Raw genomic sequence first — 16182 nt, 5'->3', positions numbered from 1 at the left:
ACTCCTTTAGCGCGAAGCCTGGGTAAGTGGGGGACGTTTGGTGTTGAAGCTTTTGTCGAAGCCTTGGGAGACGTCGATGTGTCGGGTCAGCAAGCCTTCTTCCTGATAGATGTCGGCGGTGGCCTGCAAGCCGCTGACGACCGTGTCGTCAATCACCACCGGTTGCATGTGGGTCGCCTTGGCCACGGCCACATGCACCGCGAGGGGCAGGCCGGTGATTTTGGCCTGGGCAGCGGCGTACTCATTGGGGTGCTCGTTGCTCCAGCGGTAGGCCCGGTCGACCCGGGCGACGAAGTCGTCCAGTTGCTGGCGCTTATCGACGATGGCCTTGTCGGTGGCTGCGAGATAAAGGTGATTGCTCAGCAGGTTGCTGCCGCTGACCAGGATCTTGGCCTGACTCTGAGAGGTGACGACGGTGGTGTAGGGATCCCATGTGGACCAGGCATCCGCGGTGCCGTTATCCAGCACCAGTCTTGACTCGCTGGGCAGCAGGAAAACGAACTGCACATCCTGGGTGCTCAGGCCGGCGCCGCGCAGGGCCTTGATGGCCAGGTAATGCCCGATCGAGCCGCGTGTGGTGACGATGCGCTTGCCCTTGAGGCCTGAGACATCCTTGATCGGTGAATCCTTGGGCACAAGAATGGCAGTGGTATTGCGCCCCTCGGCATGAATGATGCTGACCACTTTGAGCGGCGCACCGGCGCCGAGGGCGAACACATAAGGCGCATCGCCCAGGGCGCCGATGTCAACCGCTCCAGCGTTCAACGCTTCACCTAACGGCGCAGCGGCGGGGAACTCGGAGAACTGGATCTCGTAGGGCACGTTTTTCAGTTCACCGGAGACCTCCAGCAGTACCTTGATCGTGGACTTTTGATTGGCCACCAACAGCGGTTGCAGGTCGGCGGCGTGAGTGACGGCGCCAAAGGTGAAGGCGGTGGCGATCAGCAGATATTTGAACGGCTGGGTGAAACTCATAACAGCATGCTCCAGGCGGGTCTTGATGCTTCTTGTCACCTCCGCCTGGAGAAAGGGGTCGGGCTGAATTCAACGTTGGGCGTATCAAACGGCGCTGCCCGGTATACGGCGCAGAAGCCTTAAGGGCTCAGATCACAAAAAAGCCATGGGTGGCGTCGCGGGCCAGTTGCGCCACCAATCCATACTCCCAGTCCAGATAGGCTTGCATTGCTTCGCGAGGACTGTCGGTGCCTTCATAGGGGCGGCGATATCGATCAATGCGCGGTGAAGCCAGATGAGTTTCACCGTCTTGCAGTGGCAGTTGCGCAGCGATCCAGCTGGCCGTACCGCCCTTGAGCAGGAACACCGGCTTGCCGGTCAGGGCCTCGACATCAGCGACAGCCAGCCGTGCCAATTGGCTGCTGCCACAGGTCAGCACGTAGCGTTGTGCGGCCGGTACGTTGGCCAGAGCTTCGCGCAATTGCCCACGCAGCACCCACCACGCACCGGGGATATGGCGTTTGACGTAGTTGGCGCTGCTGGTGAAATCCAGCACCACACTGTCGCCATGGGTCAGCCATTCGGCCAGGGTTTCGGGGCTGATTTCCTCGGCCTGCTGCGGCGTGGGGACCGGCGCCCGCCAGGCACCTTTTTCGCTGAAATGCGCAGGCTGCACGTCATCCAGCACATGCACCTCCCACGCCAATTGCGAAAGCCAGGACGCCGACATGTTGGCCCTCACGCCATCGTCATCGACCAGCACCAGACGCGCGCCGCGCACGCTGGCAAAGTGATCGGTTTCCTGCACCAGTTGGCCGCCCGGTGTCGAGCGGGCCGAGGGCAGGTGGCCGGTTTCAAATTCTTCCGGGGTGCGGACGTCGAACAGGTAAGTGCTGCGGGTTGCTTCTTGTTGCCAGCCTTGCAAGTCGGTCAGAGTTGCACGGCCGACGAGGGCTTTGTCGGCAACGCGACGGGCATCCTGAGCGGCGATGTGTCGGTGTTCTTCGCTGGTCGGCGCGAAACGGCGCGACTGGCCGTGTTGCAGTTTTTGACCGGCCAGGGTCCAGCCGATGGTGCCGTTGCGCAAGGCTGAAACCGGGTTGGCGATACCGGAATTGATCAACGACTGAGTGCCGATGATGCTGCGGGTGCGCCCGGCGCAGTTGACGATGATCCGCGTTGCCGGGTCCGGCGCCAGTTCCCGAGCGCGTAAGACCAATTCGGCCCCGGGTACGCTGATCCCGGTGGGAATGCTCATGGTCTGGTATTCATCGAAACGCCGGGCGTCGAGCACCACCACATCGGCTTCGCTGTCGAGCAGTGCCTGCACTTCTTCCGCCGCCAGGGATGGCGTGTGACGCTGGCTCTCCACCAGTTCGCCAAAGGCTTTGCTCGGCACGTTGACGTCGATAAACAGCTCGCCACCGGCACGGCGCCAACCGTCCAGGCCACCCTCCAGCAAGCCGACATTGATGTAGCCGAGCTCTTGCAAGCGCTGAGCGGCGATCTGTGCGAGGCCTTCGCCGTTGTCGTAGACGGTCACCGGGGTATTCCGCCGCGGGATCCGCGAGTACACCTCCAGCTCAAGCCTGGACAGTGGAATGTTGGCGGCGAACAACGGGTGCGCCTCAGCGAAGGGCGCTTCTTCACGCACATCGACGAGGGCCAGCTCTTCTTTGTTCAACAGTGCCTTTCGAATCTCGGCGAAGGAGCGGATCAGCTCTTTTTTTACAGGGCTTGTACTCATAAGGCTTGGCTCTCTTTGGACAGATCCCAGATGTTGGGGAGAAAGGCGTTGGAATAACCGGAGATAAACAGTTTCTCGCTGCCATCGGGCTGATACACCGCGCGGCGCACGGCGCCGATGTTGGCGCCATAGACATGGATGCTGATGGACACCTGATCATCAAAGGCATTGCTGACTTGATGAATGTCGCCAATCTTGGGCGACACCGCTTCGACCTGGCCGGGTTCCAGCTGTATCCGCTGGCCCTCGGGCACCAGGGCGCCGTCAGGGTTGCGGGCGAATCCCTGCGAGTACTCCGCGCCGCGCAACATGCCGATCAGGCCCCAGACCCGATGATCGTGGATCGGTGTGCGTTGCCCCGGCCCCCAGACAAAACTGACGACGCTGAAGCGCTGTCGTGAATCGGCATGCAACAGGTATTGCTGATAACGCTGCGGGTCGGGGCGGGCAAAGTCTTCCGGTAGCCAGTCGTCGTGGCTGACCAATTGGCCGAGCAGCTTGCCGCCGCGATGCAACAGGTCACCCTCGCGCGGATGGCTGTCGATCAGTTCAGCCAGGGCGCCTATGAATGCTCTGAGTCTCTCTGGGTGTCGGGCCTGGGTCATGGCGATTCCATCGTTCGTTTCGAAGGTTGTTGTGATCATCTAAGCATAATGATTGTTCTTAATATGCTATTTTTTAATGATTAGGTTATAGCTGAAAGGAATTAAGAACTCGATTGAATAGCGTTATACGTTATCGATAGGAGCCAGGGAGCGCTCCGGGCTATCCAGACTCCAGCAATAGAACTATGCTTTTCAGACATCTTATTGACTGTTCTCTATGTGCGGGCCAAATGAAAATTGATGATATCGATGCCTTCGTCGAAGTGATTCGTTGCCAGTCCATCAGCCATGCGGCCGAGTCGTTGCAATTGACCCAGCCGGCCATTACCCGGCGTGTGCAGAACTTCGAGCAGGCGTTGGGCGTGGAGCTTTTCGACCGCAACACCAAGCCGCTCAAGCCCACGTTGATTGGCACGCGGGTGTACGAACAGTGCCGTTTGATCCTGCGGGAAATGGACGCGTTGCGCGAACTGGTGGCGACCGATGCGCCGCCCACCGGGCTGCTGCGCCTGGGTGTTCCGCAAACCATCGGCGATGTGGTGCTGCTCGATGCCCTCAAGCACCTGCGCGTCGAATACCCTGAATTGCGCGCTCAAGTGGCGACAGGGTGGGGCAGTCAACTGGTCGGCAAGATCGAGCGCGGTGAACTGGACGCCGCAGCGGCGCTGTTCCCGGCGGGCAAGATTTTTCCGGACAACATCGTCGGTGAGTCCATCGGCAAGATGGAACTGGTGGTGGTCTGCGCGAAGGCGCAAGTGTCCAAGCGTGCGTGCAAACTCGCCGACGTTTACCAGAGTGGCTGGATTCTCAACCCTGACGGCTGCGGTTTCCGCGCTGGGTTGCAACGCACTCTGTCAGATCAAGGACTGGCTCTGCGGGTCAATCTGGAAACCTTCGGTACCGAGTTGCAGTTGGGCCTGGTCGCCGACGGTCTGGGGCTCGGGCTGGTGCCGCGTCCGTTGCTGGAGCGCAGTGCGCATTTCGATCAGTTGGCGGTGATGCCGCTCAAGGATTTCAAACCGCTGATGGACCTGTGGCTGATCTACCCGCACTTTCTCGGCAACCTGCAAGGGCCGGTCGATGCCTTTGGCAAACTGGTCGCCGGGTCGCTGCAGAAGCTAAAGAACGCGGCATGATCAGCAACTGAGGACATAAAAAAAAATGATAATTAGCTTAGATTAAAATGTGCTTTTTATTATTTTTTGGCATCCCCTAGGCTGGCTGGAAATCCTTCAAGGCCATCCAGGAAGTTTTGCCATGAGCAGCGTCAGCCCGTTATCCAGCGTCTCGAAAAATGTTCGCCAGCGCGTTACTCCCGAAGAATGGGAAGTGCGGGTCAAACTGGCCGCAGCCTATCGGTTGGCGGCGGTGTTCAAGTGGACTGACCACATCTACACGCACTTTTCCGCGCGGGTGCCGGGACCTGAGGAACATTTCCTGATCAATGCCTTCGGGTTGTTGTTCGATGAAATTACTGCGTCCAACCTGGTCAAGGTCGACATCGACGGCACTATCGTCGACGACCCGACCGGTCTGGGCATCAACTACGCCGGGTATGTGATCCACAGCGCCATTCACGGCGCGCGTCCCGACCTGCAAGCGGTCCTGCATACCCACACCCGCGACGGCATCGCGGTATCGGCCCAGCGCGACGGGCTGTTGCCGATCTCGCAGCATTCCATCGGTTTTTCCGGGCGGGTGGCCTATCACGGTTACGAAGGCATCGCCCTGGATCTGGACGAGCGTGAACGGCTGGTGGCAGATCTGGGGGACAAAAGCGTGCTGATCCTGCGCAACCACGGACTGCTGACGGCAGGTGTCAGCGTTGAACACGCCTTCCAGCAACTGCACGGCCTGGAACGTGCCTGCAACATTCAGATCGCGGCGCAGGCTGGCGGCAATGCTGACTTGATCTTCCCGCCGGCCGAAGTGGTGGCCAAGGTCGAGAAACAGGCCGAAGTGTTCAAAAGTGGTGACGGGCCGGGTGTTGCGCGGCACTGGGATGCGCTGATTCGGCAGTTGGAGCGCAGTGATACCGATTATAAGAACTGAGCCAGATATCCCAGGTGAACACGAACCTCATGAACACCCGGAGCAAATGTGGGAGCGAGCCTGCTCGCGATAGGGGACTGACATTCAACATTGATGCTGACTGTGATGGCCTAATCGCGAGCAGGCTCGCTCCCACATTAGATACTCAGTGCTTTACGCGACTTTTTCCGCCGCTTGCCGTTCACGCTCGGCCACCAGTTGACGGGTCAGCGGGATCAGGCGCTTGCCATAATCGATGGCGTCATCAAGTGGGTCAAAGCCGCGGATCAGGAACGTGGTGATGCCCAGGTCGTAGTAGTCGAGCAGGGCTTCGGCCACTTGTTCGGGGGTGCCGACCAGCGAGGTCGAATTGCCTTGTGCGCCGAGCAGGCCGGCGATCCCGGTCCACAGGCGCTTATCCAGACGCGAGCCCTGGGCTGCTGCCGCCAGCAAGCGCCGGGAGCCTTCGTTCGGTGGTTCGCGACGAACAAAACCGTTCTGTTCGGCCAATGCTGTGGCTTGTTGCAGGATGCGCTCGGCACGTTCCCAGGCTTGCGCTTCGGTGTCGGCCAGAATCGGTCGCAACGACAGGCTGAAACGAATGCTGCGCCCATGTTTGGCCGCCTCGGCGCGCACCTGATTCACCACTTCGCGCACCTGTTCGTAGGTTTCGCCCCACAGCGCGTAAACGTCCGCATGCTTACCCGCCACCGCGATGGCCGCCGCCGATGAGCCACCAAAATACAGCGGTATGTGTGGCTGTTGTGGCGACTTCACTTGCGAGTGCGCACCCTCGACCCGGTAGTACTTGCCCTGATAGTCGAAGGGCTTTTGGCGGGTCCATTCCTGACGTAGCACGTCGAGGTATTCATCGGTGCGGGTGTAGCGCTCGTCTTTGCCAATGTAGCTTCCATCGGCGCGTAATTCGCGATCATCGCCGCCGGTGATGATATGCACGGCAGTGCGCCCACCATTGAACACGTCGAGGGTGGTGAACTGTCGTGCGGCCAGGGTAGGGGCGGCGAATCCCGGTCGATGGGCAATCAGGAACTTCAGCTTTTTCGTCACGCTGGCGGCATGAGATGCAATCAGCGTGCTGTCCGGACTGTTGGAGTGGAACGCCACCAGGGCGCGGTCGAAACCGGCTTCCTCATGGGCGCGGGCGACGGTCTCCACATATTCGGGCTGCAACACCGGGCCGCTGCGCGGCTGGGTTTCCGAGGATTGGTGGCCACCGATGTAACCGATAAATTCGATGCTCATGCTGAGTTCCTTGTCTTTGGATAGGCGTGATTCAAGCCTCCACCGGGCAGGGGGTCGGTCTGTGACGTCGAAAGTAGGCGCAGCGGGGCAGGGCTGTGAAATGCCGTTTTGTTCTAAGTTAATTATTAATTAAATGAATCATAAAAAATATAAAATATCAGTAATACGCATTTTAATCGGCATCAGGAATGCATCCGCCACAGGACGTGGGTTGCAGGGTCTAATTATGCAAATAATTTATCTGGATTATTTTCTATCTGATTATTAATCATATTAGGTTATTCCCAAAAAGAATTTCACTGACGTTTTTTATGCGAATAGCATGAATCCGAAGCCATATTCTTGATGAGGAAGGAAGCCTGATGACCGAAAAGACCTTCGATACGCAGAGCACTAGTAGCTCGTTTTCCGTCAGCAAGGCTGTTGAAAGCCAGGGTGCGTCGAAGCTGATCCCCGACTGGCTACACAACTGGCGAACCCCCGAAGTCTTTCTGCGCCTGCTCAGCCCGATTGCGTTGCTGCTCTTGTGGGAACTGGCGTCGCAGCTCGGCCTGATCCCACAACGGATCATCGCCGCACCCTCGCAAATCGGCGGCACCCTCTGGGCGATGATCGTCTCCGGGGAGCTGGGCAAGCATTTGCTGGTGTCGCTGCAGCGCGCGCTGCTGGGCTTGAGTATCGGCGTCAGCGTCGGCGTCGTCGCGGCACTAATCACCGGTTTGTCCAAGCGCGGTGAGGTAATCCTCGATTCGCCGATGCAGATGTTGCGCACTATTCCTTCCCTGGCGCTGGTGCCGTTGTTCATTCTCTGGTTCGGCATTGGCGAGTTCACCAAGATCGCGCTGATCGTCACCGGTACGACCTTCCCGGTGTACCTGAACCTGTTCGCCGGCATTCGCAATATCGATCCCAAGTTGATCGAGGCCGCCAACACCCTGGGCCTGAATCGTCGCGAGTTGATCTGGCATGTGATCCTGCCGGGGTCATTGCCCTCATTCTTTGTCGGCCTGCGTTACTCCCTGGGGATTTCCTGGCTGGCCCTGGTGTTCGTCGAACAGATCAACACCACCGCCGGCATCGGTTTTCTGGCCAGTGATGCGCGGGACTTCATGCGCACCGACGTGATCGTTATCTGCCTGCTTATTTACAGCGTCCTCGGCTTATTGATCGATGGACTGATCCGCACGCTGGAGCGTTTTGCCCTGGCCTGGCGCCCATCTTTTGTGAGGAACTGACATGTCGACTATCGCCGCAAAAAAACTGCAGTCAGAAGCACCGGTACAACTGCGTAATGTGGTGCGCCAATTTGGCCAGCAGCGGGTCATCGATGGCCTGGACCTGGATATCGCACCGGGCGAATTCGTCGCACTGCTCGGGGCCAGCGGTTCGGGCAAGACCACCTTGCTACGTAGCCTGGCCGGCCTGGACAGTATCGACAGCGGTCAGCTGCTGGTGCCCAAGGCACGGGCCGCAGTGTTTCAAGAGCCCCGATTGATGCCGTGGAAGCGCGCCTGGAAGAATGTGATTCTCGGTCTGCACACCCCGGACGCCAAGGCTCGTGCGGTGCAGGCGCTGACGGAAGTGGGACTGGCCCATAGGCTTGAAGCTTACCCGGCGACGCTTTCCGGTGGCGAAGCGCAACGCGTGGCACTGGCCCGTGGGCTGGTGCGCGAACCCAAGCTGTTGATGCTCGACGAACCCTTCGCCGCGCTCGACGCACTGACCCGGATTCGCATGCATCGGCTGATCATCGAGTTGTGGCGCAAACACAACCCGGCGGTGCTGCTGGTCACCCATGACGTGGACGAGGCCATCCTGCTGGCCGATCGGGTGATCGTGCTGGCCAACGGCAAGATCGCCGAACAATTGTCGATCGATCTGCCGCGAGCTCGAGATACCGGTCAGGAGGGTTTTCAGGAAATCCGTGCGCGCTTGCTGAGTTTGTTGGGGGTTGAAGTGGAAACCGTTGCCGTTGCTGAGCGTCAGCTCATGAGCAGTACTGTCCGGCGTTTTGCCCATGGATGACGCAGCTTCCAATTCATTGAGACAGGAATGTTCTGTTATGCCGATCCTCGTTCGGAAGTCTGCACTGGTGTTGTTGTCTAGCGTCGCGTTGTTGCTCGGCGGTTGCGGTGACACGGTTGCGCCTCAATCTTCATCCGCTGCCAAGTCAGACTTGTCCGGCGTGAAGCTGATTCTGGGCGATCAAGCCAAGGGCTTGCGCACCGTAGTCGAGGCGGCGAATGCGTTGGAGGGCATCGATTACAAAGTTGAATGGGCGAACTTCCAGGGTGCCGCTCCCTTATTCGAAGCCTTGCGTGCCGGTGCCGTCGATCTGGGGCCGGCCGGTGATACGCCGGTGCTTGCCGCCGCGACCGGGGGCACGCCACTGCGCATCGTCGCGGTACGGCGTAGTCAATCAAGGGGCATTGCGATCCTGGTTCCAGCCGATTCGGATATCCGCACCGTTGCCGATTTGAAAGGCCGCAATGTCGTGGTGTCTTCGGCCCGCGGCAGCATTTCCCAATACCTGTTGATTCGCGCGCTGGCCAATGCCGGTGTCGATGAGAAGGACGTCAAGGTCGGATTCGTCCTGCCGACCGATGCCTTGTCCGCATTCAACGCCGGCAAGATCGAAGCCTGGGCCACTTTCGGGATCTATCAGGCGTTTGCCGAGCAGCAGGGCGCTCGGGTGCTGATCAGCGGGGAGGGGATTAACACCGGGCTGACCTTCATCACGGCTTCCGATGAAGTGCTCACCGACCCACTCAAGCGCAAAGCACTTAGCGACGTGTTGCAGCGTTTAGCAAAGGCCTTCGAATGGGCTCGGCAACACCCGGACGAATATGCGCGGGTGTTCGCCAAGGTCAACGATATTCCCCTGGAAGTCTCGCAGCGACTACGCAGCTGGGGTGACGAAGCGCTGTTGCCGCTCGAGCCACGGGATGTTCAGGCGCTACAGCAAGTCGATGACTTGTTCGTGGAAAAGAACATTTTTCCCCATCGTGTCGATGTGCAAAAGCTGACGGATGATCAAGTGTTTTCCCTGGTGCCTTTGACATTGACGCAATCGGAGCCGGCACGTTAGTCCGGGGCCAGGCGCGTGTTCAATTTGAATGTTTACAGGAGTCAATGAATGGGCAATGTCCAGAACGCCGCAAGTGTCCTAGAGGTGTTTCGGCACCCGGCACCCGGTGGCGAGCTGCTCGACCTTGGCCGGGTTTTCCGCGAACCCTTGGCACTGTCGCGGCTGCACAGCACGCCCAAGCGTGTGTTGAGTCGTCGCGAAGGGGTCTTGCTGGGCGTGTTCGCGCTGGTGCTGCATGGCGCGGTGATTGTCTGGGTCAACCAGACACCAGCGCCGGCATTGCCAGTGGTGCCACCGGAAATTCCGCCGATGACTATCGAGTTCTCGCAGCCGGCACCACCGGTGGTGGTGCCGCCACCGCCCGAGCAGATTCCCCAGCCCGTGGTCGAACCACCACCGCCGGTTGAAGATGAGCTGGCTGTGAAACCACCGCCACCCAAGCCCATCCCCAAACCAAAACCCGTGGTTAAGCCGGTGCCTAAACCCGTGGCCAAGCCGGTAGAGCAACCCCCGGCACCGCCCGCACCGCCACAACCGGTCGCCACGCCTGCACCCCCAGCACCACCGCCACCGAAACCGGTGACCCCGGCGTCGGCCAACGCCGGTTACCTGAAGAACCCGGCGCCGGAATACCCCTCGCTGGCGATGCGTCGCGGCTGGGAAGGCACGGTGCTGCTGCGGGTGCATGTCCTGGCCAGCGGCAAACCCGGTGAAATCCAGATCCAGAAAAGCAGTGGCCGAGATCAACTCGATGACGCCGCACTGGCTGCGGTCAAGCGCTGGAGTTTCGTCCCGGCCAAGCAGGGCGATATTGCCCAGGACGGCTGGGTCAGCGTGCCCATCGACTTCAAAATCAAGTAACTCAACCCCATCGATAGAACCGCGGGCCACCTGACAAAAGGCGCATCGCTACAACCGATCCATAGCCTTGTTGGAGAGCCTGAACATGAACCTGATCGCATCCCCCTTCGAATCCATCGAACATACCGTCATCTGGCTGTTGATCCTCTTTTCCGTGGCCACCTGGGGCCTGGCCTTGCTCAAGGGCGTTCAGTTCACCCGGCTCAAGACGCAGGATCGAAAATTCCATAAACACTTTTGGGCGGCCTCCAGCCTCGACTCGGCAGCCGAACTCGCCCACGACCAGCCCGGCGCGGCAGCCCGCGTCGCGCTGGCCGGTTATGCGGCGATTCAAGTCAGCGACAACCAGAACACCGATCTCAGTCAGTCGATCAACCATCAAGACCGTCTCGAACGCGCCCTGCGCCAGCAGATCGTGCGAGAACGTCGCTCGCTGGAAAGCGGCCTGGCGATTCTCGCGAGTATCGGCAGCACCTCGCCCTTCATCGGCCTGTTCGGCACCGTCTGGGGGATCATGTCGGCGTTGAAAGGCATCAGTGCAGCGGGCTCGGCGAGTCTGGAAACCGTGGCCGGGCCCATCGGTGCCGCACTCGTCGCCACTGGCGTCGGGATTGCCGTCGCGGTACCCGCGGTGCTGGTCTACAACTACTTTTTGCGTCGCCTGAAGCTGACCGCCGCCGACCTCGACGACTTCGCCCACGACTTCTACAGCCTGGCGCAGAAGCATTCGTTCCGTGTGCTGCTACACCCGGTCCTGAGCAAATCCGGCGCCACCGTCGCTGGACAGAAAGTAAAGGAGGCCTCCTGAAATGGCCTTCTCCACACAAGACAGCGATGAAGTGCTCAGCGAGATTAACGTCACGCCATTGGTGGATGTCATGTTGGTGTTACTGGTGGTGTTCATCGTCACCGCGCCGCTGCTGACCAACGCAATCCCGATCAACCTGCCGAAGACCGAGTCGGTGGCGCCAGTGGAGCAGAAAGATCCGCTGGTGGTGAGCATCGATGACAAGGGCAAGGTGTTCATCAACAAGGACGAGATCCAGGCGGATCTGCTCGAGTTCAATCTGCAGGCGGCCAAGGCGAAGAACCCTGATGTGCGCGTGCAGCTGCAGGCGGACAACGGGGTGAATTATGGCGAAGTCGCGCGGGCGATGGCCTCGATCGAGCGGGCTGGGATTACCAAGCTGTCGGTGATTACGGCGAAATAGGATTCGGGTTTATTGCATTGGATGTGGGGCGGTGAATTATGGGGGAGGCGGCGAGGCTCAACTGAGGTCTTAGTGCTTCAAGTGGAGTTGGTGTCACCGTCAGCTGAAGCGTCGCCATCTAGCCCTAGCTGGATGAGCTAAAGCTGTTCATCGCACCACCCAACGAACGAGCTTGAAAGTGGTGGACGCGGGTCATGCGAGCTTGATGGCTCCGCCTTGGATATCGTCCCGCGCCATTCGCAAGTCATTGGCGTCTTGGTTGAGCCGATGAATGAGGTTGAGCAATCGTTGGCGCAACACCTCGTCTTGGAGCTGCTCAGTAGCACGCATCACATCAAGCGCTGCTGCCTCATTGTTGGTGGCAACAGCGTCGAGTAGTTTGCGCATGCTTCTTGATGGCCGATTCATCTCCAACCCTCCTAGGTTTCGGTGATGCGAATCATATGGCCGAAATGTTTCGTTAGTGTTTCAGTTGCACGAACTTGGTTTTGAATCACCGGCTCCGGTCGTACCAATCAACTTCGTCGCAAGTATCGCGTATCAGAGGCCACGATGGCGTACCAGCAGGACACGTCCTGGCCTTGAACCAACGGCAAGCGCAAACAGAATCAATGCGATGGAGGCCCAGCCTGAGGCGCTGGGGCGTTGGCCTAGAATGAGAATGGAGCTGACGATGCCAAACACGGGAATCAGCAGCGACAGCGGCGCCACCCGCGATGCAGGGTACTCACGCAATAGCAGGTTCCATCCCCAGTAGCAGAAGAGCGTGGCGCCGTAGACCTGGAAAGCTAGTGAAAATGTCGTAACCGCATTCAAATGCGAAGGCAAGGCTATAAATGGAGCCGGGCCATGCAACAGCCAAGTCATCAGAAATAGCGGAATGGGTGGAAACAAGCTGGCCCACACCACGAAGGCGAAAATCTGGTGCACCTTCGATACTTTGATCACGACATTGCCAATGCTCCATGCCACAGCGCTAACGATCACTAATGCGAAACCGATCATGGTGGCCTCACCGGGACTGCCCAGCAGGATGCCAACCAGCCCTATCGCAGCCAGCACGATGCCGAATAATTGAGGCATTGATAGGCTTTCACGGAACAACAGCACACCCCAACCGAGCGTGAAGAATGCGCTGAACTGGATTAGCAGCGAGGCACTGCCTGGCGGCACACCCAATGCGATACCCAGGTTGATCAAGGCCCACATCGCTACGCCGAAGATCAATCCATAGGCCGCAAGCCAGCGGAAGGCAACTTGCGGACGCTTCACGAAAAACACCCAGGGTAAGGCGGCCAGCGTGAAGCGAATCGCAGTCAACAGCAGGGGGTCAATGTCGGTAAGACCGAGTTTTGTAATGGGGAAGTTCAATCCCCAAACGGCCGTCACCAATACGGCAAGCAACAAGTGTTTTTTCTGCATGGTTCGCGTGTCTTTCCCTAAGCAGTGAGTTTTAAATGCTCTGTACCTCTGGGAATATGCAAGAAATCGGAATGGCCTGCTTTCAGGAGGGGGCCAAATATCATTAAAATCAGGCCATGCAAACAACAGCGCTAGATCCCTACCAAAACATACCGCGCGATGCTGTCGTGACCGTAAGCGACTATGCAGACGGTGAGCTATTCCCGTCGCACATCCATCAGCGTGGACAATTCGCTTATGCCGCACGCGGCGTCATCACTATATTCACCGACGAAGGCAACTGGGTCGTTCCGCCCCTGCGCGGCATATGGGTACCGTCCCAGCGACCTCACGCTATGCAAATGCGTGGCCCTGTCACGATGCTCAACACCTATATCCGCAAACAGGCTGCGCAGCGCCTGGGGCTACCGGCTCATTGCCAGGTTTTCGATGTATCGCCGCTACTGCGGCAATTGTTGGAGAAGGCCATCGATATTCCCGCGCGCTATGACAAAAATGGACGCGATGGCTATCTGATGGGTTTGTTGCTGCACGAGATTGCCGGGATGCCTGCGCTATCGCTCAACGCGCCATTACCGACTGAACCTCGTCTTGCGCGGGTGTGCCGCGATTTCTTGGCCCACCCTTCGCTGGAGATCGGCATCGACGACATGGCGCAGCGCACCGGAATGAGCCGCCGCACCTTTACCCGCCACTTTCGACTGCAAGCTGGCATCAGCTATATCGAATGGAGACAACAAGCTTGTCTGCTTGCGGCAGTTGTTCGGCTTGGAAACGGCCAGTCTGTTACGCAGGTCGCAATAGAGTTGGGGTATAGCAGCTCAAGTGCATTCGCAACGGTATTCAAGCGTGTACTGGGTGAAGTGCCCAGTCGATATGTCTCAGAACAAAAGGTGTCGGTGTCCAAATTCGACCAGAAATACAGCGCACCGCCATCACCTTAGTGCTGGAATCTGGAAGGTGTATTGGCCGGACGCTTACTGAAATCCAGCGCCATCCAGTGCTTTTAAGTCCTGAATTGAGTCTCGAATGAGAGTCTTGAATTCGGACAAGCACTGTCGCGGTGATGAGGTGCGTGCTTTGGTTGCTCAGGGCGGATAGTCCGTTCAGCCAGCGCCCGCAATAGCCAGCCTTCGCCACAGCCCAAGTCAAGCGGGGGGGGACCCCACTTGCTCGCGAAAACTGCAATGCCCGCGATACAGATCCTGACCAGATATCAATCCAACTGATGCCGATAAGGCAAGTCCGGCCCGGTCTTGCCGCAGGTCAGGGCGGCGGCGCTGACGGCGAAGGTGAGCATCGCGTCGATCTGTTCGCGACTCAAGCGCTGCAAACCCTCCACCGAATCCAGCTGCTGTTCGGTCAGCCAGGCGATCAACGCCGCTTGGAAGGTGTCGCCGGCGCCCACGGTATCAGCCATCACCACCGCGCAGGCCGGCGCCGACCAACTGCCATGGCGGCGGCTGAATACCGTTGCTCCCTGGCCGCCACGGGTGAGGAATACCAGCTGGCAGCGGTGTTCCAGCCAGCCATGGATCACGCTTTGCGGATCACGCTCGGGGTAGAGCAGGTTCAGGTCCTCGTCGCTGACCTTGATAAGGTCGGCATGCTCGACCAGAGTGTTGATGCGTTCGCGCCACAGTTCGATATTCGGTTGCGGGTTTAGTCGCACGTTGGGGTCTAGGCTGATCAGGCGTTTGCCGCTTTCCCGGCGGACCAGGGCCAGCAGGGTGTCGGCAATCGGCTGCACCACCACCGAGAACGAGCCGATATGCAACCCACGCACCTCAGCGCCTAACTCAGGTAAATGCCCCGGCAACAGCTGGCGATCGGCACAACCTTCGCCTCGGAAGCTGTAATGCGGCGAGCCGTCGGCACCGACGGCGACCATCGCCAGGGTGGTCGGTGCGTCGAAGTCCTGCAGGTAGTCCGGGCGCACGCCTTCCTCCTGCAGCACTTGCTGTAAACGCCGGCCGAGGTAGTCGCTGGACAGCCCGGCGAACAGCGCCACGTCGATGCCCAGACGGCGCAAGCCGACGGCGACGTTGAACGGCGAACCACCGGCAATCGCTTTGTAGTTCACTTTTGAAGCTTGAACGTTGACGTCGTTTTCACTGAAGAAATCGAACAGCGCTTCACCACATACCAGATACATAGTCATTCGCTCTTTAAAGGTTCGCTACAAGTTGTTAATAGCGTTCGTAGGCCTGTTAGCGTTAAAAATCTAGCCAAGCAAAGCGCTTAGTTAACGGCGTGATTCTTTCTCAAAAGAGAGGAAGTGGGATCTTAATTTGTGATCGTGAAGTCAGCGATATTGCTGGCCGAAATCACAATGTCGGCATTCGGAAGGTCGTTGCGATGAACTTTTTCATAGGAAGTAGACTCATCGAAACCCAATGATCGCCATCGATCAAGCAGGCGCGCTTCCAGGGTTTTGCGGTCAGCCTGCAGCATTATGGTGGCGTCAAAACAGTCTATTAAGGACGACCATGGGGCGAGGTCTAATAGAAGGTAGTTTCCTTCCACGATGAGATATTTCACGTCAGAGGAAATCAATTGTCCTGCAGCACGGGATATCTCCAGGATTCGATCGAATACCGGAACGGCAACCGCTGGTTCGTTGTTCGCACGAAGCCGTAGCAGCAGACTCCTGAAGCCACCCACATCGAATGTATCAGGTGAGCCCTTACGATCTAAAAGGTTCAAGGATCCAAGAACCGCATCATCGTAATGAAAGCCATCTCCGGGAACAACAGCTGCGCTCCCCGGCATAACGCTATTAAGAGCCTCTACCAAGGCCTGAGAGACGGTGGACTTACCGGCACCAGGCGGCCCCGCTAGCGCAACGACAATTCGATTCCCAGACAGGGCCTTAACGTAGTTAAGTAGCTCTGTACTTACTATTGTGTTTGTTTTGGTAAACATGCCAAATCTCTCCTCAGCAGCCGTCGCTCAGGTTTCCCGTAGGTTCGCCCCTCTAGGGGTTTTCATGCCGTTCGG

At 58.6% G+C, this 16182-nt stretch carries 17 protein-coding genes; 9 read left to right on the top strand and 8 right to left on the bottom strand.

Annotated features, from left to right (window positions below):
- Nucleotides 1-6 precede the first annotated feature (6 nt).
- From ACZ9IM_RS26095 to ACZ9IM_RS26085, 3 genes are all read right to left on the bottom strand, one after another.
- Nucleotides 7-975, bottom strand: a complete 969-nt coding sequence (locus tag ACZ9IM_RS26095) for an ABC transporter substrate-binding protein (protein ID WP_476225359.1) — start codon at nucleotides 973-975, stop codon at nucleotides 7-9.
- Between the two features lie 127 nt (nucleotides 976-1102).
- On the bottom strand, nucleotides 1103-2701 hold the full coding sequence (locus ACZ9IM_RS26090; RefSeq protein ID WP_476225358.1) for a rhodanese homology domain-containing protein: 1599 nt from the start codon (nucleotides 2699-2701) through the stop codon (nucleotides 1103-1105).
- The gene (locus ACZ9IM_RS26085) at nucleotides 2698-3306 is read right to left on the bottom strand and encodes a cysteine dioxygenase family protein (RefSeq protein WP_476225357.1); all 609 of its coding nucleotides are present in this window, start codon (nucleotides 3304-3306) and stop codon (nucleotides 2698-2700) included. The genes ACZ9IM_RS26090 and ACZ9IM_RS26085 overlap by 4 nt, the downstream gene beginning before the upstream one ends.
- A gap of 230 nt (nucleotides 3307-3536) precedes the next feature.
- Between ACZ9IM_RS26085 and ACZ9IM_RS26080 the strand changes: the two genes are divergently transcribed.
- Both ACZ9IM_RS26080 and ACZ9IM_RS26075 read left to right on the top strand, forming a co-directional pair.
- Nucleotides 3537-4442, top strand: a complete 906-nt coding sequence (locus tag ACZ9IM_RS26080; RefSeq protein WP_476225355.1) for a LysR family transcriptional regulator — start codon at nucleotides 3537-3539, stop codon at nucleotides 4440-4442.
- Between the two features lie 121 nt (nucleotides 4443-4563).
- Nucleotides 4564-5358 carry a class II aldolase/adducin family protein gene (locus ACZ9IM_RS26075; protein WP_476225354.1) on the top strand — a complete coding sequence of 265 codons (795 nt, stop codon included), beginning with the start codon at nucleotides 4564-4566 and terminating at the stop codon, nucleotides 5356-5358.
- A 153-nt stretch (nucleotides 5359-5511) separates the two neighbouring features.
- On the opposite strand, the gene ACZ9IM_RS26070 is transcribed toward ACZ9IM_RS26075, so the two are convergent.
- Entirely contained in the window at nucleotides 5512-6600 is a 1089-nt protein-coding gene (locus ACZ9IM_RS26070) for an LLM class flavin-dependent oxidoreductase (protein ID WP_476225353.1), read from the bottom strand.
- 362 nt (nucleotides 6601-6962) lie between these two features.
- On the opposite strand from ACZ9IM_RS26070, the gene ACZ9IM_RS26065 reads away from it, so the two are divergent.
- The 6 genes from ACZ9IM_RS26065 to ACZ9IM_RS26040 all read left to right on the top strand — a co-directional run bounded on the left by ACZ9IM_RS26065 (nucleotide 6963) and on the right by ACZ9IM_RS26040 (nucleotide 11760).
- On the top strand, nucleotides 6963-7835 hold the full coding sequence (locus ACZ9IM_RS26065; protein ID WP_094989689.1) for an ABC transporter permease: 873 nt from the start codon (nucleotides 6963-6965) through the stop codon (nucleotides 7833-7835).
- 1 nt (nucleotide 7836) lies between these two features.
- Nucleotides 7837-8625 carry an ABC transporter ATP-binding protein gene (locus tag ACZ9IM_RS26060; RefSeq protein WP_476225352.1) on the top strand — a complete coding sequence of 263 codons (789 nt, stop codon included), beginning with the start codon at nucleotides 7837-7839 and terminating at the stop codon, nucleotides 8623-8625.
- Nucleotides 8626-8662: 37 nt separating this feature from the next.
- The gene (locus tag ACZ9IM_RS26055) at nucleotides 8663-9688 is read left to right on the top strand and encodes an ABC transporter substrate-binding protein (RefSeq protein WP_476225351.1); all 1026 of its coding nucleotides are present in this window, start codon (nucleotides 8663-8665) and stop codon (nucleotides 9686-9688) included.
- Nucleotides 9689-9736: 48 nt separating this feature from the next.
- Nucleotides 9737-10549 carry an energy transducer TonB gene (locus ACZ9IM_RS26050; protein WP_476225350.1) on the top strand — a complete coding sequence of 271 codons (813 nt, stop codon included), beginning with the start codon at nucleotides 9737-9739 and terminating at the stop codon, nucleotides 10547-10549.
- 85 nt (nucleotides 10550-10634) lie between these two features.
- Nucleotides 10635-11357, top strand: coding sequence for a MotA/TolQ/ExbB proton channel family protein (locus tag ACZ9IM_RS26045; RefSeq protein WP_476225349.1), 723 nt, complete (start codon nucleotides 10635-10637; stop codon nucleotides 11355-11357).
- 1 nt (nucleotide 11358) lies between these two features.
- Nucleotides 11359-11760, top strand: a complete 402-nt coding sequence (locus tag ACZ9IM_RS26040; RefSeq protein WP_019578566.1) for an ExbD/TolR family protein — start codon at nucleotides 11359-11361, stop codon at nucleotides 11758-11760.
- Between the two features lie 192 nt (nucleotides 11761-11952).
- On the opposite strand, the gene ACZ9IM_RS26035 is transcribed toward ACZ9IM_RS26040, so the two are convergent.
- Together ACZ9IM_RS26035 and ACZ9IM_RS26030 are read right to left on the bottom strand one after the other, a co-directional pair.
- A complete protein-coding gene (locus tag ACZ9IM_RS26035) occupies nucleotides 11953-12168 on the bottom strand; it encodes a hypothetical protein (protein ID WP_123494975.1) in 216 nt (71 codons plus the stop codon).
- Nucleotides 12169-12300: 132 nt separating this feature from the next.
- Nucleotides 12301-13182 carry an EamA family transporter gene (locus ACZ9IM_RS26030; protein WP_476225348.1) on the bottom strand — a complete coding sequence of 294 codons (882 nt, stop codon included), beginning with the start codon at nucleotides 13180-13182 and terminating at the stop codon, nucleotides 12301-12303.
- A gap of 116 nt (nucleotides 13183-13298) precedes the next feature.
- On the opposite strand from ACZ9IM_RS26030, the gene ACZ9IM_RS26025 reads away from it, so the two are divergent.
- Nucleotides 13299-14126 carry an AraC family ligand binding domain-containing protein gene (locus ACZ9IM_RS26025; RefSeq protein ID WP_429580982.1) on the top strand — a complete coding sequence of 276 codons (828 nt, stop codon included), beginning with the start codon at nucleotides 13299-13301 and terminating at the stop codon, nucleotides 14124-14126.
- Nucleotides 14127-14398: 272 nt separating this feature from the next.
- Here the strand turns inward: ACZ9IM_RS26025 and ACZ9IM_RS26020 are convergent, their stop codons facing one another.
- Both ACZ9IM_RS26020 and ACZ9IM_RS26015 read right to left on the bottom strand, forming a co-directional pair.
- Nucleotides 14399-15337, bottom strand: coding sequence for a carbohydrate kinase family protein (locus ACZ9IM_RS26020; protein ID WP_401171173.1), 939 nt, complete (start codon nucleotides 15335-15337; stop codon nucleotides 14399-14401).
- Between the two features lie 131 nt (nucleotides 15338-15468).
- Entirely contained in the window at nucleotides 15469-16107 is a 639-nt protein-coding gene (locus ACZ9IM_RS26015; RefSeq protein ID WP_192343775.1) for a nucleoside/nucleotide kinase family protein, read from the bottom strand.
- Nucleotides 16108-16182: the final 75 nt, after the last annotated feature.

The sequence above is a fragment of the Pseudomonas sp. TE12508 genome, from assembly GCF_056279485.1.
Note: the sequence above shows the minus strand (reverse complement) of the source record. Positions and strands in the feature narration are given on the sequence as shown.